We start from the raw sequence: 18,912 nt of genomic DNA on the forward strand, positions 1-18,912 counted from the left end.
CAATGAGAGCCACTATCAAACCAGGTGCCAACCTGGATCAGGTCTCGATGGTCAAGCAGATCTGGATGGAGTCCGGCCAGCGGCTTCAAGATGCGCTGGCCGAGGCGCTGAAACACAAGGGTGAGGTCGTCGACTTCCAACTCACACCGTCTGCAGGCTACGCAGCAGTGAAAACGCCCGAAGGGCGGGTTGAGGCTTTCGTCGTCCCGTATTCCGTGGACTTTCGCCAGGCCGCGCCGCGCGCTGTGCGCTTCGGGATCCAGAGCGAGCGCGATAATCCGCGCCAGGCGGCCGCGCCGCAGTCGTTCGTAGAGCGCCTGTCGCCGGCCGTCGCCGACGGCGATTCTACCTGGCGTCAGCGCTGCTGGGCCGGCATGGTCGATCGCCATGTGGCCCTGAGCGTGTTGCGCCCTGGCGATGTCGTCATGCTCGCGAAGGAGATCGAAAGCAATCATGGCCGGCTCCGCCCGGACTACTACGCCGTGCGCGCTTCTGATCATGGTTTCACGGTCCTGGAGTCGCTTCGTACAGGCAAGTCGTCCCTGGTGCACAACGTTGCGTCTGACGTGGTGAACGTCAATCTCGATCCGGATCCGATGATGCGCCTGAGCCAGCATCCCGCGGTGGTCCGCTTCGGCATGCAGCGGGTTGCACGCAATGACGAGCAGGAGCATTACGTGCTCCTGGGGCGATCGGCTTCCGGTGCTCTGGTGCCCTTGGCAAAGGCTACGGGGACGGAAGATCGCGACTTCATGCTGCAGCGTATCTGGGAGGTCTCTCAGCTGCGTCAGGAGAGCCTGCGTAACCTCAATGGTTCTCCGGTGTACGCCTACATGGCTGACCGTGGCCTGGCTGATGCAGTCGTCGAGCAGGGCCGTGGCGAAGAGCCTGTTCTGCTCCAGGATCTGCAGATCGAGGTCACGCCGCTCAACCCGGAGCAGGAGGTTGTCTACGACGGCCCCCAGGTCTGATGGCTGACGGCCAACAACAAAAAGCCCAGGCAATGCCTGGGCTTTTTGTTTGCCGGCCACGCCGGCTATTCAACCTTGCCGAGAGTACGCAGTCGGCTCTCCAGCGCCTGCACGGCCCATTCTGGGCAGGGCCTGGCGCTTCGCAACTCAGCCTCGGCGAGCCAGGCGCGAACACTGCGAACGCTACACGGACGCTTGGTCTCCTCGGCGATCATCTTGGCGGCTTCCGCCTGAGTGATGTCCGTCTTCTCAATCAGCGAGCGGAAACTGGCTTGGTTGTTCATGGCCTACCTTTGCATATATGCACATGTGCCTATTGTACGACGCCTCGATTACTTGGTCGACCACTGCTATCCGCCTAGGGCTGCCCAGACATAGTTCAGTGACAGCCCGGTGGCCACTGCGAAGCAGTGGAGCATCATGGGAAGCAGTAGCCCTCCGGTTACCAGGCGGGCTACCGCAAAGATCACCCCCAGGGTGAACATGAGGGCGTGCGTCGGCCAGAAGTTATAGGCGCCGATATGGGCGTACATGAAAAAGGTTGCGGAGCCGATCACGGCCGCCACCGCTACAAGTCGATGCCGATTGAATGGAAGAGTGTTGAGGATGAAGTGCCGAAAGGCGATTTCCTCCACGATCGGCGGGAGGATCAGTACCGTGACAATGAAGATCTGGAACTGAAATTCGGTTTTTCCAAATCCGAGAAGGACCATCCCCATCTCGCGTCCAAACCCGGCGAGTTCCGCCACGCCGATGCTGGCCAGATAGGCTGAAAAGACGGCGGCCAACCCGACGCACGCTTGCGTGCGGTTGAATCGCCCGAGCAGGCCGATACTCGGTATGAGCGCCCTGTGAAGGAGTAGCGCGCCGATCAGGAAGACGGCTGGCACCAGGTATGCGATAGGGACATCGTATGCCAGGAAGGTGGTGGGTGATACGGAGCCTTTCAGCAACTCAACCAGCCAGCGATAGAGGTAGTAGACCGCTGGCCCAATGACCAAGCCGGGTAGTACGGCCGTCGCGAAAGGGTATGACAGGCCGAGTCGTTGACGGAATTGATTGTTAGAAAGGCTGTCCGTTTTGACCATTATCATGGGCTCGGTTCGGCGGAGATGTCCGCGTGGTGGCCATCCTCCAGAAGGACATGGAAGCGCTGATGCGAAGCCTGAGCCTCGATTCTCAATTGCTCATCGCTCTGAGAATGCAGCCAGCCCTCAAAATCGTCGTGCTCGCGCTTGAAGTGAGTGATGAATTTCCCCAACTCTTTTCCTCGTAGGCCGGTCCATTCAGAAACCAATTCACCGTTGAAGCGGGCCCGCAAGGCTTTTGCCCCGCTGAGCCGTTGAAGGCTGGCCCGATGCGCTGCGGCCAACTCAGGAAAAGCTGCAAAGATCTCTGGCAGATAGCGCGTCTTGTCCGCATGCCATTCCTGTTCCGGCAGGCTTGGATTGGCCTCTAGCCAACGGAGAAACCCCATGTACACCGGCCTTTTTTTGTCTCTAACCCTGGCGGTATGGTTGCGATGCTCCAGTGGGTAGAGTGATGGATCGAAGCGTTCGCCGGCTGCTATGAAACGGTATATGTCGTCTAGGGCATCGAAGCCCGACTTCCATCTCTCTGCGTCAAATCCAAGAAAGCGTAGGGCTACGCTGAAGTCTCGGGTGATCAGGAGCTCATCGAAGAGATTCGTTCCATCACGCATCGGCAACCAAAGCCCGTCATGACCGAATTTCAGGCCCATCTTGTGAGCTACGCGGCCGATCAGGTTGCCCGCATCGTTCCAGCTGAAGTATTGAAGGCTGAAATCAAACTCCTCCGCGGGTGTGCTGATCAAGTCCAGCTGAAGGCATCGGCCTGGCTCCATCAGGGGAAGGCCGATGCTAAGCACAGGGCCGTTCTTCACCCAGCGGAGAGGTTGTCCGTAGTGGTTGCTGAGTTCATTGACAAATTCAGCAGGAGGCACCTGTTTGAACAGGGTGCTGTCGACCAGTACATCCAGGTCGCCGAAGTCCTCCTTCTGCCGATAGGCCATGATGGGGGCGATTGTTACTCCAATTTCAAATCGCGCAATGGTCGCGGAAAACCGCGCCCGGAACTCGCTCAACATCAGCTGGGCTACGACTTTGGAGCAACGTGCCGCCCCGACTGAGGAAAGTGCATTCCCGCCCATCTACTTCTCCTGCATCTGCGATTTCTGATCAGACCCGCTGGCGGGTAGTTTTTCGCTTGCAACTTCTGGCCAGCGGTCACGGCAACCTGGTCGCCGACAGCGCAGGCACTCGGGGATGCCCTCGGCCGGCTCGGCATCGCACATCATTGCGACCAGGCCGCATGCGGCTCGCCCGTCATCGAGCAGAATATGGCCTCGCTTGGGAGTGCGAGTGTCAGGATGGCTGAGCCAACTTGCATCACGATAGGCGGCTTGGGTTTCCTGATTCACGAGATTGGGTTTACTCATTGGCGTCTTCGTCCTGCGCCTCCCGGTAAGCGATGCATTCGTTGTAGCCGTCCAATTGAGATCCGCAGTCTTGGCAGTAACCTGTCCAGCACTTGCGGCACCGCCAGCTGCCCCAGTTCCCGCCGGCGCTTGCAGGCTCCAGTTCAGCGCCGCAATCACAGTGCGTGCGGCTGTGCGCCTTAGATGGGTGAGCCAATGCGTCGCGCTCGACTTGGAGACGATCACTGAAGCCTGCGGCCTTCTCTTCGTGCCAATCTGCAGGTGCGTCGGCGGTGAGTTTCCCGCCGTTGCGGAGATGACCGTCGGCATAGGCCCAGCCAGATGCATAGCGATCTGAGCGGCCATCAGGGATAGGCCTGTTGAGCAGGCCTGTGGATGTGTTCGTAGCGATCATCACTTCACCCATGAGGTGGTTATGCCACGAACAATAGGCACATGTGCCTATATAGTCAAGCCGAGCGCTACCCTGCTAGATCCTCGGAGACTGATCGGGGAATTGATACAGCGCGGTGGGTTCGGGTTCCTGAGCTTCCAGCCTCCTGGCTTCTTCAATCAGATCCATGAGGGCTGTATGCGAGTCCAGGTAACCGTCGGTGGGCTCTTCGCATTCCCGGTATGGCGTTCCATCGTTCTGGTCGTAGTCCCAGATTGAAAGGCCGGCCACACGCGATACGAAATCCTCCGGGGATGGCTGTTGAGGTGCACGCAGGGCCTCTGCTTGCTTGGCGGCTTGCTCTACTAGAGCTCCATCGACAATCAACGCAGTACCTTGGCTCTCTGCTTTTCGAGCACTAGCCTGGATCTGTTCGATCAGGATGATCAGTTGTTCAACTTGGGGCGACATTGGCGGATCTCAGTTATGGGTTAGCGAATGGCGCCGTGCATTGCCAGCTGGTCGACCATCTTGATGAGCTCAAGAGGCTCGGCGATGTCGTCGCGATTGAGATCTGTCAGCACGATCTCTGTCTTGCGCAGCGCGTCACGTAGGGGGGATAGCTTGGCGCGCAGGGTCGCCATTTCGAGCCCTGGCGGGAGGAAGCTTTCGCATAGCCATTCGACAGCCGACTGGGCGTCGTGGAATAGAACCTCAATGGGCGCCGATCCTGGAGCGGTCCACACCCATCGAAAGGAGGCGAGGCCGGCCGATTGAATAATCTCATGGGCCTGGTGCGAGTTATCCAGCTTCGTCTGGATGTCGATCAACAGCCTGGCTAGTACCTGCTGAGGCATCGAGGCTTTCTTCAGGCGTTGAAACAGGCCGAGGAGGTTGCCGTTCGAGGCGGCTGCCAGGGTCGACATTTCGCCGAACAGGGCTGCGTAGTTGCTCCAACTGCCAAGCTCTGGTGCGTCCTTCGGGGCGTGTTCGAGCGCATGGTCGAGGATGGTGTATCCCTTCGACGATGCTGCCCGCGCGATGACAGTGAGGGCAAGGGCCCATAGGGCCTCGGGCCCGCTACGGGAGAGCGTCTTCTGGCTGAGAAGGATGGCGTCTTGATCGCGGGATAGGTCAGAGATGAACTCCCGCTCTGCAACCTCTCGTGCTTTCTGCCCGAGCATGCGCAGAGCGTTACGGGCCACCCAGGCCGGTTCGCTGATCATGGTCCAGGTGCGCATATCGTGTGCGGCGGGGCTCAGTGGGCAGGCTGCCCACTGTTCGTCGGAGAAGTAACGACCCATCATCGGGAGGTGCGGCAACGCTGCCCTTGCGCGGTCGTCTAACCGCGCGTGGGGCACGACCAGATAGTTCGGGCTCCAATGAGGAGAGTAGGACAGCCCCGCGGACATCAGCGGGGGGCCATATCATTGGGTGCCAGGCTCTCCTGGGCCCGATCGAGATAGGTCGTGGCGCTTTTCAGAAGTTCGCTGATCGCCTGCACCAACTGGGGCAGCAGCTTGGACCCGAGCGCTTCGCCGGCACTGAGCATGCTTGGCAGATCGAGCTTGCTCATCGTCGAGAGGAACTGCCCTGCATTCTGGTTGCTACCGAACGCGTCTGCTGCCTTCTTGGTCAGGTCGACCGCCTGCAGGGCGGCGCCCAGGCCGGGGATGGCCATGCCAGCAATCTTCGGCCCGATTTCGGTAAGGGCTTTGCCCGCGACATCGCTGATGATGTCGGCCTTGCCCAGCAGCTGGCCGAGCGCGCCGGGGGTGCTTCCCAGAACCTTGCCGATGGTGCCGGTTCCAGGGATGAAGTTCTCGCCTTTGGTGAGCGCCTCTCCAAGCAGCGGCATAGCGCGCTTGGCCAGTGCGCTTTCAGCCAGACCAAAAGCTTCTTTTGCGGCTATATGCCTTATGGCTTGCGGGCCCAGGACACGAATAGCTTGTCCTGCCAGGAGCGGTATGAGGGGGAGTGGCATATCAGTAGGCCCTCGAAACTCGTTGCATCTGGTAACCGCTAGCGCTTTGCTGCGAAGCAGCATTGCGGTTTGGGCATACAGGCATGCCACCACTGGCGGTCGGCTGGGTCTTGTAGGTACGCGTTACCTGCGAGTCTGGATTGAAGCCCGGCGTGCTGTAAGTGGTCTGCATTGGCGGCAGCGCGTTGCTGTTCGTGGTCGCTACCGTCGTATTGGCTGTCGGAGTCACAGCGTCGAACAGGCCAGAAACGTTCCAGCTGCTCGCCAGCGCCGGCTGCGTCAGTGCCGTTACGGCGATGATCAGAAGGAGCTTCTTCATGGTATCTCCAGTTAGCGTGTGTTTTGTTACCGAGATTATAATGGTAAAGTCGATCCAAGTTCTAATTGAGGTTGAAGGATGACTTCAAGTCAAGCAGAAGAGGCATCCAAGGCCACCGAGGAATCGGCGTTTGGCTTGAAAATTCTGAGCCCTGAGCAGTTGGTGCCCGGGCGCTATCAGCCTCGTTCCAATTTTGATCGCCAGAGTCTTCTGGAACTCGGTCAGAGCTTTCTGGAGAACGGCATCGGGATCATCGAGCCGATCGTCGTGCGGCCGAAGCCTGGTGCCGGAGATCTGTACGAGATCGTCGCTGGTGAGCGCCGGTGGCGCTCCGCGCAGCTGGTCTCGATGGATCGCGTCCCTTGCCTGGTTCGCAACTACACGGATCTGCAGGCCCTGCAGGCTGCGCTTGTGGAGAACGACCAGCGTAAGGACCTGAACAGCGTTGAGCGTGCCAAGGCCTATCAGATGGCCATTGAGGAGTTCGAACTCACCCATGAAGCGCTCGGCCAGATGCTCGGTGCAAGTCGCGAGGTCATCACCAACCACCTGCGCCTGTTTACCTTGCCCCTGGCTGTGCAGGAGCTCCTCGGAGAGGGGCGTTTAACCGAGTCCAAGGTGCGCTGTCTCTACGGGCTCTCTGCGGCCGACGCAGTGCGTATTGCACGCCAAGCTGCGGAAGAAGGGCTTGGCTATCGCCAGATCGAGGCGCTTGCCAAGGCTGCCAAGCGCCCAGGGCGCGCGACAGTCGCGGCCGAGCGTGAGGATCCCGATGAGCGCCGGTGGTTGCAGGCGGTCAGCGAAAAGCTGGGTCACGAGGCGTTGCTCGAAAAAGCGAAGAAGGGCCAGAAGGGCGGCTATCTGAAGATTCGCTACTTGTCGATGGACGATCTCAGCTCAATCACGAAGAAGCTTCTCCGCGGAAGGGAGTAGGAGGCTAGACATGAACAGCATGGCAAATCTATGGCTACCGGCGTTCTCGATGCCTGGCAGTGGCGGCCGTGCTGCGCTTGTCGACTTCCGGCGCCGCGCTCCGGAAAGCCTTCGCGGCTGGAGTGTGGCCTGTATCGACCTGTCGAATTTCCGCTTGCTCAACAAGCTGCTCGGGCCTGAGGGTGGAGACCTGATACTTCAGGTTGTCGGTGCCACACTCAGGGACGATGGCCGGCATCACTGGTTTCACATCTCAGGCGATGTTTGGTTGGGGGTATGCGAGCGTCGCGACCCACAGCTGATGGAGCGGCAATTCAATGAGATCCGCCTGAAGCTTCGAGAAAATGTGGGTGCGGCACTCTCGAAGCCGATCCGCATTGACGCGGTGTTCGGCCTGGCGTCTTGCCAGGAGCTCTCGCATGCAATCGACCGGGCGGAAGGTGCATGCCGGCAGGCAAAGCTGGCCGGCCGGCGCCTCCAAGTGGTGGATTCAGTGAAGGATGACTGGGAGGCTACCGATCTGATCGACCAGTTCATCACCGGCGGCACGCTTGAGCATCTGGTCGAACTGTACCGCCAGCGCATCCGCTATCTCGACGGCAGAAGCCATTACGAGATTCTCTCCCGTATCGGCGGTGAATCGGTCGGGGCCGCGATGATGATGATCGAGCAGCTCGGTCTGGTCCGCGATTACGATCTGATGCTGCTCAGGATGGCAGTCAAGGCCGTGCCAGAAGATGCTCCTGTGCACACCGTGAATTTCTCCAGCCTGACTGCCTGTGATTCCGGTGCGATGCTGGAGGCTGTCTCCGTACTTCGGGGGCGCCACAACATTGCCATCGAGATCACTGAAACGGCCGAGGTGCAGAATCTCGCGCAGGTGCGCCGAACTGTAGAGATGCTGGCCGGTGCCGGTGTAGCTGTCTACCTGGATGATTTCGGCGAGGGCGCCGCATCGCTTGGAATGATCGACCTACCCTGGCAGGCGGTGAAACTCAGCCGGAGTGTTTGCGGCGAGCAAGCTCCCCGAGATGTTCTGGTTGCGGTCGTGAAGCTCGCAAAGAGTCGCGGTATGAAGGTCATTGCCGAATGCATTGAGACCAAGGGGCACATGGAGTACCTGATCGGGTGTGGCGTGGATGCCTTTCAGGGGTACTACATCCACCGGCCAGAGCTCTTCAGTGCGTGCGCACCGATCGATTCCATGGCCCGAGGGTAGATCGCGCCTGCAGATCCTGAGCAGGCGCAATACTTCTAGGCGTCAAACCTCGCCTTTCTGCTTCGCTATTGCGAAATCATTGAAGACCTTCGCGATCAGTGCTTCGCCTGTCTCGACGGAAGATACGGCTCGGGCGACCACCACCTCACCGTCATGAAGAACGACAGCGAGATAGGGGAGGCCGGCGGCCGGCGGATCGTATACGACGCCATGCATGGTTGAATCTCCTTACAAACAGCAGTGCTAAGTTGGAGGATCAAGGATATATCATCCTCAACTGAGCTGCCCCGGGTCCACATCGATCATGAGCGGGTATCTCGTCCCCAGCGTCTTCCACTCGTGCCGCATGCGCTTCAACAGCGTGTGCCTTTCCTTGCGAGACTCTGCCAGAACCACTGCTTGATAACGGTGTGATCCGGCGCGGCGCTCCATGATCGCCGGGAACGGGCCGACCAGTGCAGGATCGTCGATTCGGTCGATCACCTGTTCCAGCAACAGCCTGCCTTCATCCCTGTCCGTTGTTTCCACCGTCAGCAGCGCATGTGCGCAGACTGGCGGGAGCATGGTCTCCTCGTACGCCTTCACCAGGCCCGCCAGCGTTGCGTGGTAGCCCTCATTGATCAGCTGCTGGATGACAGGGTTTTCCGCCTGTGAGGTCTGGATCAACACCCGCCCCGGCTTGGACCGACCGCTCCGGCCAGCTACCTGGGTGATCTGCTGAATGACGCGCTCCGAAGCTCTGGCATCCGCCGAGAACAGGGCTGAGTCGGTTCCGGTAACCACCACCAGGGTGACGTTCGGGAAGTCGTGCCCCTTGGCCAGGAGTTGCGTCCCGACAATGCAGAGTGGATCGCCCTTGCGAATGCGGGTAAAGGCTTCGTGCATCGCCGTGGTTGAGGAGAGCACATCGGTGTCCAGGCGCAGCACGTAGTCTTCACCCAGCGCCTCAGCCAGTGCCGCCTCTGCGCGCTCGGTGCCTGCACCGAGGGGGATCACTTCGGCGAGGCACTTGGGGCATGCGCCTGGCTGGTGGCTGCTTTCGGTGCAGTGATGGCAGATCAGCTTTCCTCTCCCGCGATGGAAGACCATCCGAGCGCTGCAGTTCGGGCATTCCGAGGCCCATCCGCAGGTGGTGCAGAACAGAGCGTGCGAAAAGCCGCGGCGCGGCAAATAGACCAGGGCCTGGCCGCTGGCGGCCAAGGTGCGGCGAATTGCATGCAATGCGGGCTGGGAGATCCCGTCTGGGTGGGGAAGGCTCTTGGCGTCGATAACTTCCATCTTCGGCATCTGAGCGCCAGTAGCGCGCTCTGTAAGCTGCAGGTGTCGGTAGCGACCAGCTACGGCGTTTCGATAGCTTTCCGCTGATGGAGTGGCTGAGCCCAGTACAACGGGGACGCCTCTTTTGTTTGCCAGGTAGATCGCGACATCCCGGGCGTGATAGCGCAGGTGCGTGTCCTGCTTGAAAGATGAGTCGTGCTCTTCATCAATCACGATGAGGCCAAGGTTCGGCATCGGGGTGAACAGGGCAGACCGTGTTCCGACAATGATCGATACCGCTCCGGTCCTGGCCAGCTCCCACGCCAGGAGACGATCTTTCTCGGACAGTTTCGAGTGCAACACGCATACCTCGAATCGCTGTTCGAGGCGCCCGCAGGTTTGTGGTGTCAGGCCGATCTCGGGCACCAGGTAGAGAACCTGCTTCCCCTGGGCGATCACCTCCTCAATGGCCTCCATGTAGACCTCGGTCTTTCCGGAACCGGTTACCCCATCCAGGAGGGTCACGGAGAATCCGTTTAGGGCGTCCTTGATCTGGACGGCGGCTTCGCTCTGGGCGGCGTTCAGGGCGTGCCTTTTATGGCCGCCTCTCACCGGGTGAAGGGCACCGGTGCGGATGAGTAGATCCACAACGCGAGGAGCTTCGGTCTCCTCGATCAGGGCCAGGCGAGTCACACCATCCGCGTGCGCTGCGGCCGCGCGCATTACGGCTTTCTGGCTGGAGGTAGTCGCTGCGGCGAGATCGCCGGCGGCGTAGCGGGTATCACCAGACATATCAAGCAGGCGCCCTTTCGCCGGCTCAGGTTGACCACCCTTCGCCAGGCCTGCAGGAAGCGTTGTGGCGAGAGCATCTCCGATAGGGTGCTGATAATAGTCCGCCATCCACAGCCAGGTCGCCCAACTCTGCGAATCCCAGAGTGGCTCGCGATCGATGAGCTCTTCTACAGCGCGAATCTTCTTGGCGGCCTCTTCACTGTGGGCAGCGAGAGATGGCCTTACAACCAAGCCGGTTACCGTTCGCTTGCCAAATGGCACCTTCACTCGGCAGCCGGGTGATGGCATTTCCCCAAGCGAGTCGGGCCACTCATAGGTGAAGGTCTGGTCGAGCGGACAGAAAACCGCTACGTCAATGTGTGGCATGATCTATCCGTCGAAAGTCATTCGTGCTATAATTTTACTATGGCATATACAAAAGAATACATCAACAGGGAGAGACCGTCATGAGCGAACCCAGGCAAGAGCACCCTTGGCTGGCAGGTTTTTCTGACGAACAAGTTCAGGCCGCCACGCATAGCCAAGGGCATGCCCTGGTATCGGCTGCGCCAGGCTCTGGTAAAACCAAGATGGTCATCGGTTACTGTGGTGTCCTGCTGTCGCGAGGCGTGAAGGCGGACGAGGTTCTGGGGCTCGCCTTCAACGTCGATGCAGCTCGCGAAGTGAACGCGCGCCTGGCTGCCCTCCCGGTTTCTGGGGCGAACAAGCTGAAGTTCCGCACGATCCATTCCTTCTGTAAGGAAGTGCTGCAGGTCGCCGAGGAGGAGGGGCTTCTCCCTGCGCGCCAACTGGTCGCAGAGGACTGGAAAGCCGCCGCGCTCGCTCGGCGAGCCCTGGCTGGTGGCGATGAGAACGCCGTCGACGTGGACGAATTGAAGGTTGGAGCCCTGCGCCAGGCGCTCACCCTGGCCAAGGCGAGCATGGTTCCCCTGGAGCAAATCGACAACCACGAGGTGCTGCTGGAGTTCGCCGAAGGTGACGAGGAAGTGGCTCGTGCAATGCTCATTCACGAAAACGTTCGTCGTGAAGAGGGATTGCGGACCTTCGATGACCTCATCTACGACCTCGCTTGCCTCTTTCAGAATTCGGCCGAGGCCAGGCAATGGGCGGCGAACGAATTTGCTCACATCATCGTCGACGAATACCAGGACGTGGACGATGCTCAGCAGCTGGTGATTTTGACCCTGCTCGGAACCCGCGGCCGCCTCTTCGTGGTGGGCGATGAAGATCAGTGCATTTACGGTTGGCGCGGTGCGAACCTGGCCTACATGATGAGCGGACTGGAAGAGCGCCTCGGCGCTGGTAACGTCACCCGTTATCAGCTCAGTCTCACGTTCCGCTACGGCCACGAAGTGGCTGTTGCAGCCAACAGCCTCATCCGTAACAACGCCGACCGCCCCATGAAGCTCTGCGTGTCCCATGAGGCCACGCCGAAATCGACGGTTCAGATGCGCATGGCTTCGTCTCGCACGGGGGATCGGTACTGGCCCCAGGCGATCATGCAGGACCTCAAGGAGTGGAAGGACGAAGGGCGCCATATGCGTGAGGCCGCGATCCTCGTGCGAACCTACGAGTTGGCGGCGCCGCTGGAGATGCACCTGATCCGTGAGCGGATCCCCTATGTCATTGAGGGGCGCGGCATCATGTCGATGCCGGAGGTGAAGGCAATCAACGCGTACGCCGTGATGAGCGATGCGGAGATGTTCGAGGCCTGCGGAGAGGAAGGGCGGGAGGAGATGATTGCCTCAGTTCTCGGGGCCCCAGGGATGTTCCTCCCTCGTAAGTACATCCAGAAGGTATCGAAGGAGCTCGCCGGCGGAGAGTTGAGCGAAATCCCGAAGCTTCTGCGTTCGGCGAATGAATCCGATGGGCTTCGCCCTGGCCAGCTGTCCAGCCTGCGTCGGCGGGCGACTGTACTGGAACGCCTGGCCGAGCCTGGGCGCTCGATGGCCGACCTCGCAGCCATGATCTGGAACGATCTCGATTGGCGTGCGGATGTGCAGCGTCAGATCACTGACCCGCTGAAGCAAGCGGATCGGTTGAACGTCATCAACCTGATGGCGCGAGAGGTTTCCCGCTACGAGAACGTCGAGGCGATGCTCGATGCATTCTCCGAGCGCATGGAGCAGCAGGAGCAGCCGGAAACCATGCGTGACCCGCTGTTGATCACGTCCATCCACAAATCCAAGGGGCTTGAGTGGCCGCTGGTGATCATCCCGGGCATGGTCGAAGGTCAATTCCCTCACCAGCTGCCTGATCGCCCTGCCGACATGGAGGCCGAGCGCCGTCTTGCGTACGTCGGGATTACCCGTGGGAAGGAGCGGGTGATTCTTGTGGCCCCCAATGACCTGGAGCTCGCCAATCGCTGGAAGATCCCGGTCAATCCCAAGGAATCAAGAGGCCGCGAAGAGGCCAACGGGATCACCAGCCGGTTCCTTGAGGAGTTGGAGCCTGAGGCTATTCGCGCAGCGCGCACCTGGTTCTATGGCGAGGGTAACCATCCGGTGGTGGAGTCCTTGCACGACTACTCGATCAAGGTGGGTCGGCCTCTTCCAGGGTACGAGCTTCCAGCGCCGCCTGCAGCGCTGGAGATGCCGGTGGAGCCTGAGCCTGAGTTGGCCCCGATCTATGACTTTGACTTCAGCTGAAGGAGGCTTCCGTGAGTAAGCAGCCACGCAATCTGCGTGATCGATCCGATATCGCCGTCGATGCGGTGTCCAAGCTGGTCGAAGCGCTACAGCACAACCAGAATGTTGCCCTGGCGGAGCTTCGGCTGTCGGCCATTGATGCCCGCCGCGGCGATGTCGAAAAGGATGTCGAGCGTACGGCCGAGATGATCGAGGCTTTGCAGCAGCGCATGGTGGAAATGCAGGGTGAGATGGAAAGGCTGGCCGCCTCTCGTGAGGAGGTGCATTCGTGGCTGGAAGCAAATCCTCGCTTCGACAGTGCTCCGCTGGAGGTTTCCCTGAACTCTGCCGTTGCTGCCTCTGCGAGCGCCGGCGGCCACGAGGCCGCGATCAATGCTGAGCCTGTGCCTGAGGCCCTGAGCGCTACAGAGGAGTTGCGGCAGGTCTTTGAGCGCGCAGATGTTGAAAGCCCCCTCACGTCCTCTGCTGTTCTTCCCACTGCAGCCCAGGAGGCTGCCCCTGACTCGCTGGACGCGCCTCAACCTTTGACCGCGGATGATCTTGATGACATGCCTGGTTTTGGCGACCCCGAGCTGATTTATGGGGGCGTCGATGAGGTTGAAGGGTTCGACACCTTGAGCGCCGGGAATGACCAGGTTGTCGACGGATTGGATGGTCAGGTGCCGGGCTTTGACGATGATCTTCCGATCGCGCAGGAGACCCCCAAACAAGCGGCCGGAGGTGAATTCAACTTTGGTTTCTGATTGCCGCAATTCGCTTTCATATGTTTGCTTTACGCATTGCAATAGTATAAGGTCTGTGTAGTGTTCTTGGTGTGTGGTTGTCTCTGGATGTGACGCAGACCCTCCCCGCCGCGTTCCCGGGGTTCACCCATCCATTACCAAGTGCGCCCTTGTGCCTGCCTTTCCCCCGGCGGGCATTTTTTTATCTCAAGGGGTGACCGATGAAAGTGAATTGGGGCTTAGATGCCGGCGCGTTGAGCAGAAAACCTTCCCAGCAGGTGGAGGTGTCGCTGGATACGTTGCTTGCGGTGAATGGGCACACTCTGCTGGTGGGCATGTCCGGTGCTGGCAAGACGTTCCAGCTGAAAAAGATGGTGCGGCAGATGTCGCGTTCGGCTGAGCAGGCCGGTGAGCCGATCCCAAAGTTCTATGTCTTCGATGTCCATGGCGATATCGATATTGCTGACGCATCGACGGTTCTGTTCAGCGAGCAGACCAAGTGGGGCCTGAACCCGTTGAGGGTCAATCCCGACCCCCATTTCGGGGGCATCCGCAAGCGCGTGCAAGGGTTCGTCTCGACGGTGAATCGCGTCATGCGAACGCTTGGCCCGAAGCAAGAGGCGGCGCTGCGCAATATCCTTCACGATGTGTATGCCAAGCACGGCTTCAACCAGGATGATCCCACCACCTGGACGATCAAGGATGACGCTAAGCAGCTGGTCTCTGAGGGTGGGGATAATCGCTTCTACATTGATGTGCCGATCGATGAGAAGGATGAGGCGAAAGCCCTCGGTGCTCGTTGGGACGGCACAGCCAAGTCATGGTTCATCCCGTCTGGTGAATACACCGGAGCTATCACTCGCTGGCCTCCGAAGATGACCGACAGGGTTCATCCCTCGATCACGGACGTGCTCAGGATGGCTCGCAACGTCCTGCAGCAGCTGTTCCTCGGCACCGGGATGAAGGCGATCACCAACCTGGAGGTTGCTAACCGCGCAGCAGCGGCTTATCAGCGCAAGCTGCTTGAGGCCCTTCGCCGCGGTGAGAAGGCCTTCGAAGATGAAAAGCTGAAGGCTGACCTTGAAAAGGCGAAGGCCAAGGCGATCGAGACTTTCAGCGAGTACGCCGAGTCAATCGTGACCGGGCGCGAGCTGGATTGCGTGATGAAGTACGACAGCACGGACGTGCTGAAGTCGGTCGTCGATCGCCTGGAGAATCTCGACAGCATCGGGATCTTCAAGGCTGAGCCGCCTCCTTTTGACCCGAACGCGAATGTCTGGCGCTACAACATCAAGCCGCTGTCCATGGAAGAGCGGAAACTGTTTGTCCTGTTCCGCCTGGAGGAGTTGTTTCTCCAGGCTGTTCAGCGAGGCGAGACTAAGTACATCCACGACGTGCTCATCATCGACGAGGCCCACATCTACGCGGACGATGACCCCGACAACATCATCAACACGATCGCGAAGGAGGCCAGGAAGTTTGGCGTTGCGATGGTGTGCGCCAGTCAATCGCCCACGCACTTCCCGGATGACTTCATTGCGTCAGTGGCGACCAAGGTGATTCTCGGCATCGACGAGATGTACTGGCGTAGCTCGGCGACGAAGATGCGCGTATCCGAGGACGCGCTGAAGTGGGTTAAGCCGAAGAGATCCATGCTGGTACAGATGAAGACATCGGGTGAAACCAAGAATGATTGGCGTTGGGTTGTGATCCCCCCAGAGGCCGCGGCGGCGTAGCATCCATCGGCAGACGCAAGAAAAGGCCCCTCGGGGCCTTTTCTTTTGGCTTGGAATCAACTCGGCTCAGGTGCCTGGGGTGGAGGAGGTGTGTCCTGGGCGTGATCGTCCTGGCGCAGGCCAGGGTGTCTCTGCCACCAAGTTCGAACGATGTCTGCAGGTACGTTTGCGCAGCCCTGCAGATCGCCTATGGTCAGCCTCCTCGTGAATCGTCGATCCTGCCAGGATTGACTGGCTGGCATGGTCGAGAGGTTCGCTGGTATCAGCCAGCTCAGCGCCTGGTGAGCTGTGTGGAACTGACGTGAGCCGTTGTAGCCGAGCGCCGGACCCACCTTCAGCCCCACGATGCGGGATCGTTCGCGGGGACTCAGGCTTTCGAGAAGCGTGATCAGTGGGGATGATGGCTTGGCCACGGAGGGAAGCGTCCCCGTGGCCAGAAAGCGACTCATTGCCCCGGGGCGCTTCATCAGGAGCGAAAGCGATCTTTGATCAATGGGCCTGCGCATGGGGTTCACTTCGGCTTGCTGCTTTCAGTGCTTTCTCGATCAGATCGTCAGAGCTGCCGGATTGAGAGGTCCCGTCGGCAAAGAGGATGTGTGGAGTGCCTTGTAGCTGAACGTCGCGACCGAAGACCTGATAGCGATCCAGGATCTTTTCACCGCACTCAGCTTTTTCCAGCTTCTTGCCTGCAATAGCCTCATCGAGCGATTTCTTCCGGTCCCCGGTGGAGCACCAGATATTGCTCATCGTGTTCCAGGCGCTGCCTTGCCGGCCGCCGCGGACGAAAGGCAGATAGCGAACTTCAATGCCGGCGGCATTCAGTTTGCTGACCTCGGTATGAAGCTTCTGGCAGTAGGTGCAGTCCACGTCAGTCATGACGTAGATGTAGCTCTTGGCCGGCTCGGCAGTGGCATAAGTGATGTAGTCGTTGGGCTGGATCTTGCCGAGCTGCTCTAGGTTCGCCCGATCCATGGATACCTGGGTCTTGTCGGTAATCTCCGTTCCGTCGACAGAGAAGAGTCGGCCGAGCAGGATGGCCTGGGTGCCTGGGCGGCTGTACACGATCGTTCCGCTATCCAGCCGGATTTCGCACAGGTCAAGTTCCCCGGCCGGTGCGACGGTGGTGACCTCGCTGGCCTGGCCGGTGCTTGCGCTCAGCGCCGCGGTTAGCCAGCTGTACTCGCTGGCGGTTCCGCAAGCGGGTTCGGCGGCCTGCGCCAGGTGGGCGCTTGCTGCGGTGCTCAACAGCGCAGCCATCAGGATTTTCTTCATAGTGAGTCCTCGGGATTGTTTGTTTGGCGGAGCGGAGTGAAAAGCCAGGGCGCCGAAGCTTCCCTGACGATGAAAGCCTTTACGCCCATCTGGCGGAGCCTTTTGGCTCTGTATACCGCGGCTGACTCTTCGAGAAACGCCGATGCATCGCATGGGCGCTCAACAAAGCCTGTGCGGTTTGACCAGAACCGTTTGAAGCGCGGGGCGCCAAGATCTTCGGGTTCAATCCCGATGATCAGCTGAATGAGCGGCGGCGGGTTCGCGGACATATTGCGGTCGGCTCGGTTGTTTGCTAGCGTGTATATGGAAATATAACATCGCTTGCGGTTGCCGGCTACTGAGAAAGCGCCGACAATCGCGCCGCCCACGGGGATGGGCAGTGATCGACACCAGGAGCAGTCAGGAATGAAGATGCTGAACGGCGCAGTACGGAAAGGGGTGGCTATGACGCTGATGGCCCTGCAGCTGGTGGGCTGCGCGTCCATGGGGCAGGTGTCCGGCGGGCTTGGCGGTTTGTTGCCGACCAGCCCGGATCACAAGGGGGCTTTGTCTGACGCCCAACAAACTGAGGCACGCATTGCGCGATCGATCTCCCAGAGCGTGGCCACCGGCAAAGTCGGCTATTCCCAGCCGGAGTATCAGCGCCGCCTCGCCCGTTTCAATAGTGCCCGCAACGCTGTCGAATTGGCTGGCACGAACTACACCCGTGAACAGTTCATTGAGCTTTCCACCTCGCTGACAGAGCTGCTGCAGTACGTCGACCTGATTGAGTCCGGTTCCGTCCGTTCATCACAAGGCATGAAGCCTCAGCGGATCCAGTCCTCCTACCAGATTCAGCCGGGGCAGACAGCCTACCTGAGCTTCAACGGCTATTGCCTGAAGGCTGGCCCTGATCGTCCTTACGCTGGCGAGGCGATGCAGTTGATCACCCCTGATGCTGTTTGGTCGCCTGAGTACAAGACCATCTACCGTAACCTCATCCAGCAGAACCGGCTGGGGGAGCCGACCCCGACAAAGCGCTATCAAGGTGAGCAGGGTGATTTGCAGATTGCCATATGGACGCTCCAAGGGCTGAACGATGGCCTGCTTAATCCGAACCTGTCCAAGGCGCTCTCCGATAAACAGAAGCAGATGCTGTTTCAGGCGGGTTTGCCGCCACAGAAGCTTGCTGTACAGCAGCTGGGTACTTCATTGGTAGAGACCGCCCTGCCAGGCTTTGGAGCCAGCATGCAAGGGCAGGGTATTGGTGGCGCTGTTAACGCCATCAGTAGCACGCTCGGCCGCCAAGCCATGACTCAGGCCGGCGGTTCCGATCTGATGAGAAGTGCCCAAGGCTTTATCGACATCCCCAAGTTGCTCACCAACCCTCAGGTGCTGGGTAATCCCGCTGCTCTGGCTTCCAACCTGAATAGCTGGGCATCCGCACCATCCGAACAGCAGGTTCGAACTACGCCAGATGCCCTGGATCAATACAGCTTGCTGGCTCCCGGCGTTGCCGCCCAGACGATCTCAACAGGCCAGCTCGCGGGCAAGATCCAGGTAACGAACCTGTCCGGAAAGGTGTTCACGATGGCTCCCGGTCAGTACGTCGCCAATGCCAGGTCGAACACTCAGCCGGTAGGTCTATCCAACTGGGCTCTGGACAAGATGGCCAATGCCGTCGAGGTGGTGAAGAGCTCTGGTGACAGTGCGATTCGCCAAGCGCTGTTTGAGGATCTGCGGGGGTTTGCGGCGGATAAGGCATTCCAGGCTTTCGCCAACCCCAACAGCAATCTGCTGGGCTTTGCAAAGGGGCTCTTCAAGTCGAAGGTAACCCAGGATCTGGTAACCAGCGTCCCTGTTCTGGGTAATGTGGTGAGCCTGGGGATGATCCTGTCTGGCAAGAACCTGGATGGTTCGGATATGAATGGCTACGACTATGCATCGGCGGCCATTGGTATGGTTCCGGTTGCCGGCAACATCGCCAAAGCGCTTGGTGGAAGCGCGCGCGTTGCAGCGCACGAGATCTCGCGTCTTGGCGGGCGTCTCCCCGCCGGTGCCGTCGATGCAGTCGACGCTGGCCTGCAGGTCTATGGCTCCAACACCTCCGAAGCGATCGCCGAGAGCACTCCGGGTTGGCTTACCAGGGAGTTCGATGCGATCGCCCGGGAGACCATTGCACAGTTGCCCGAAACCTCTCGGGCCGTGGCGGCGCGCGGAACGGTTCTGTGAGGCTAGATTTCACGAGG

At 59.8% G+C, this 18,912-nt stretch carries 19 protein-coding genes; 7 read left to right on the forward strand and 12 right to left on the reverse strand.

The genetic code is table 11. The features are described from left to right. The first annotated feature begins 2 nt into the window (after nucleotides 1-2). A complete protein-coding gene (locus IB232_RS22190; RefSeq protein WP_192400724.1) occupies nucleotides 3-971 on the forward strand; it encodes a hypothetical protein in 969 nt (322 codons plus the stop codon). Between the two features lie 65 nt (nucleotides 972-1,036). Here IB232_RS22190 and IB232_RS22195 read toward each other — a convergent pair whose 3' ends face one another. The 9 genes from IB232_RS22195 to IB232_RS22235 form a co-directional block, all read right to left on the reverse strand. Continuing rightward, nucleotides 1,037-1,255 (reverse strand): hypothetical protein, encoded by a 219-nt coding sequence (locus IB232_RS22195; RefSeq protein WP_192400725.1) that lies wholly within the window; start codon nucleotides 1,253-1,255, stop codon nucleotides 1,037-1,039. A 66-nt stretch (nucleotides 1,256-1,321) separates the two neighbouring features. Then, entirely contained in the window at nucleotides 1,322-2,065 is a 744-nt protein-coding gene (locus tag IB232_RS22200; protein WP_192400726.1) for a CPBP family intramembrane glutamic endopeptidase, read from the reverse strand. Continuing rightward, nucleotides 2,062-3,141 (reverse strand): hypothetical protein, encoded by a 1,080-nt coding sequence (locus IB232_RS22205; RefSeq protein ID WP_192400727.1) that lies wholly within the window; start codon nucleotides 3,139-3,141, stop codon nucleotides 2,062-2,064. The genes IB232_RS22200 and IB232_RS22205 overlap by 4 nt, the downstream gene beginning before the upstream one ends. After that, the gene (locus IB232_RS22210; RefSeq protein ID WP_192400728.1) at nucleotides 3,142-3,429 is read right to left on the reverse strand and encodes a hypothetical protein; all 288 of its coding nucleotides are present in this window, start codon (nucleotides 3,427-3,429) and stop codon (nucleotides 3,142-3,144) included. Beyond that, nucleotides 3,422-3,835, reverse strand: coding sequence for a hypothetical protein (locus IB232_RS22215; protein WP_192400729.1), 414 nt, complete (start codon nucleotides 3,833-3,835; stop codon nucleotides 3,422-3,424). Before IB232_RS22215 ends, IB232_RS22210 begins: the two co-directional genes overlap by 8 nt. A gap of 63 nt (nucleotides 3,836-3,898) precedes the next feature. Then, entirely contained in the window at nucleotides 3,899-4,273 is a 375-nt protein-coding gene (locus IB232_RS22220; protein ID WP_192400730.1) for a hypothetical protein, read from the reverse strand. Nucleotides 4,274-4,293: 20 nt separating this feature from the next. Beyond that, nucleotides 4,294-5,214, reverse strand: a complete 921-nt coding sequence (locus IB232_RS22225) for a hypothetical protein (protein ID WP_192400731.1) — start codon at nucleotides 5,212-5,214, stop codon at nucleotides 4,294-4,296. Beyond that, entirely contained in the window at nucleotides 5,214-5,786 is a 573-nt protein-coding gene (locus IB232_RS22230; protein ID WP_192400732.1) for a hypothetical protein, read from the reverse strand. The genes IB232_RS22225 and IB232_RS22230 overlap by 1 nt, the downstream gene beginning before the upstream one ends. 1 nt (nucleotide 5,787) lies before the next feature. Then, on the reverse strand, nucleotides 5,788-6,105 hold the full coding sequence (locus IB232_RS22235; protein ID WP_192400733.1) for a hypothetical protein: 318 nt from the start codon (nucleotides 6,103-6,105) through the stop codon (nucleotides 5,788-5,790). A gap of 78 nt (nucleotides 6,106-6,183) precedes the next feature. Between IB232_RS22235 and IB232_RS22240 the strand changes: the two genes are divergently transcribed. Further along, nucleotides 6,184-7,038 (forward strand): ParB/RepB/Spo0J family partition protein, encoded by an 855-nt coding sequence (locus tag IB232_RS22240; RefSeq protein WP_192400734.1) that lies wholly within the window; start codon nucleotides 6,184-6,186, stop codon nucleotides 7,036-7,038. A gap of 10 nt (nucleotides 7,039-7,048) precedes the next feature. Beyond that, nucleotides 7,049-8,257, forward strand: a complete 1,209-nt coding sequence (locus tag IB232_RS22245) for an EAL domain-containing protein (protein WP_192400735.1) — start codon at nucleotides 7,049-7,051, stop codon at nucleotides 8,255-8,257. A gap of 42 nt (nucleotides 8,258-8,299) precedes the next feature. Here IB232_RS22245 and IB232_RS22250 read toward each other — a convergent pair whose 3' ends face one another. Both IB232_RS22250 and priA read right to left on the reverse strand, forming a co-directional pair. Continuing rightward, entirely contained in the window at nucleotides 8,300-8,473 is a 174-nt protein-coding gene (locus IB232_RS22250; RefSeq protein ID WP_192400736.1) for a hypothetical protein, read from the reverse strand. A 57-nt stretch (nucleotides 8,474-8,530) separates the two neighbouring features. Beyond that, entirely contained in the window at nucleotides 8,531-10,672 is a 2,142-nt protein-coding gene (gene priA / locus IB232_RS22255) for a primosomal protein N' (RefSeq protein WP_192400737.1), read from the reverse strand. 80 nt (nucleotides 10,673-10,752) lie between these two features. Here priA and IB232_RS22260 point away from each other — a divergent pair, with 80 nt between their 5' ends. The 3 genes from IB232_RS22260 to IB232_RS22270 all read left to right on the forward strand — a co-directional run bounded on the left by IB232_RS22260 (nucleotide 10,753) and on the right by IB232_RS22270 (nucleotide 15,412). Then, nucleotides 10,753-12,954, forward strand: a complete 2,202-nt coding sequence (locus tag IB232_RS22260; RefSeq protein WP_192400738.1) for an ATP-dependent helicase — start codon at nucleotides 10,753-10,755, stop codon at nucleotides 12,952-12,954. 11 nt (nucleotides 12,955-12,965) lie between these two features. Then, complete coding sequence (locus IB232_RS22265) at nucleotides 12,966-13,697, forward strand: hypothetical protein (RefSeq protein ID WP_192400739.1); 732 nt, start codon at nucleotides 12,966-12,968, stop codon at nucleotides 13,695-13,697. Nucleotides 13,698-13,897: 200 nt separating this feature from the next. Then, nucleotides 13,898-15,412, forward strand: coding sequence for a DUF5710 domain-containing protein (locus IB232_RS22270; RefSeq protein WP_034023808.1), 1,515 nt, complete (start codon nucleotides 13,898-13,900; stop codon nucleotides 15,410-15,412). 489 nt (nucleotides 15,413-15,901) lie between these two features. On the opposite strand, the gene IB232_RS22275 is transcribed toward IB232_RS22270, so the two are convergent. After that, nucleotides 15,902-16,684 carry a DsbC family protein gene (locus IB232_RS22275; protein ID WP_192400740.1) on the reverse strand — a complete coding sequence of 261 codons (783 nt, stop codon included), beginning with the start codon at nucleotides 16,682-16,684 and terminating at the stop codon, nucleotides 15,902-15,904. 405 nt (nucleotides 16,685-17,089) lie between these two features. Here IB232_RS22275 and IB232_RS22280 point away from each other — a divergent pair, with 405 nt between their 5' ends. Then, on the forward strand, nucleotides 17,090-18,895 hold the full coding sequence (locus IB232_RS22280; protein ID WP_192400741.1) for a hypothetical protein: 1,806 nt from the start codon (nucleotides 17,090-17,092) through the stop codon (nucleotides 18,893-18,895). Nucleotides 18,896-18,912: the final 17 nt, after the last annotated feature.

The organism is Pseudomonas sp. PDM15 (assembly GCF_014851565.1).
Taxonomy (GTDB): Bacteria; Pseudomonadota; Gammaproteobacteria; order Pseudomonadales; family Pseudomonadaceae; genus Aquipseudomonas.

Excerpts from the sequence above, each read along its gene's own strand:
- IB232_RS22275 (WP_192400740.1), bottom strand. The coding sequence starts at position 16,684 with ATGAAGAAAATCCTGATGGCTGCGCTGTTGAGCACCGCAGCAAGCGCC.
- priA (WP_192400737.1), bottom strand. The coding sequence starts at position 10,672 with ATGCCACACATTGACGTAGCGGTTTTCTGTCCGCTCGACCAGACCTTC.
- IB232_RS22270 (WP_034023808.1), top strand. The coding sequence starts at position 13,898 with ATGAAAGTGAATTGGGGCTTAGATGCCGGCGCGTTGAGCAGAAAACCT.
- IB232_RS22190 (WP_192400724.1), top strand. The coding sequence starts at position 3 with ATGAGAGCCACTATCAAACCAGGTGCCAACCTGGATCAGGTCTCGATG.
- IB232_RS22210 (WP_192400728.1), bottom strand. The coding sequence starts at position 3,429 with ATGAGTAAACCCAATCTCGTGAATCAGGAAACCCAAGCCGCCTATCGT.
- IB232_RS22235 (WP_192400733.1), bottom strand. The coding sequence starts at position 6,105 with ATGAAGAAGCTCCTTCTGATCATCGCCGTAACGGCACTGACGCAGCCG.
- IB232_RS22280 (WP_192400741.1), top strand. The coding sequence starts at position 17,090 with ATGAAGATGCTGAACGGCGCAGTACGGAAAGGGGTGGCTATGACGCTG.
- IB232_RS22205 (WP_192400727.1), bottom strand. The coding sequence starts at position 3,141 with ATGGGCGGGAATGCACTTTCCTCAGTCGGGGCGGCACGTTGCTCCAAA.
- IB232_RS22250 (WP_192400736.1), bottom strand. The coding sequence starts at position 8,473 with ATGCATGGCGTCGTATACGATCCGCCGGCCGCCGGCCTCCCCTATCTC.
- IB232_RS22260 (WP_192400738.1), top strand. The coding sequence starts at position 10,753 with ATGAGCGAACCCAGGCAAGAGCACCCTTGGCTGGCAGGTTTTTCTGAC.
- IB232_RS22225 (WP_192400731.1), bottom strand. The coding sequence starts at position 5,214 with ATGTCCGCGGGGCTGTCCTACTCTCCTCATTGGAGCCCGAACTATCTG.
- IB232_RS22230 (WP_192400732.1), bottom strand. The coding sequence starts at position 5,786 with ATGCCACTCCCCCTCATACCGCTCCTGGCAGGACAAGCTATTCGTGTC.
- IB232_RS22240 (WP_192400734.1), top strand. The coding sequence starts at position 6,184 with ATGACTTCAAGTCAAGCAGAAGAGGCATCCAAGGCCACCGAGGAATCG.
- IB232_RS22215 (WP_192400729.1), bottom strand. The coding sequence starts at position 3,835 with ATGGGTGAAGTGATGATCGCTACGAACACATCCACAGGCCTGCTCAAC.
- IB232_RS22245 (WP_192400735.1), top strand. The coding sequence starts at position 7,049 with ATGAACAGCATGGCAAATCTATGGCTACCGGCGTTCTCGATGCCTGGC.
- IB232_RS22220 (WP_192400730.1), bottom strand. The coding sequence starts at position 4,273 with ATGTCGCCCCAAGTTGAACAACTGATCATCCTGATCGAACAGATCCAG.
- IB232_RS22200 (WP_192400726.1), bottom strand. The coding sequence starts at position 2,065 with ATGATAATGGTCAAAACGGACAGCCTTTCTAACAATCAATTCCGTCAA.
- IB232_RS22195 (WP_192400725.1), bottom strand. The coding sequence starts at position 1,255 with ATGAACAACCAAGCCAGTTTCCGCTCGCTGATTGAGAAGACGGACATC.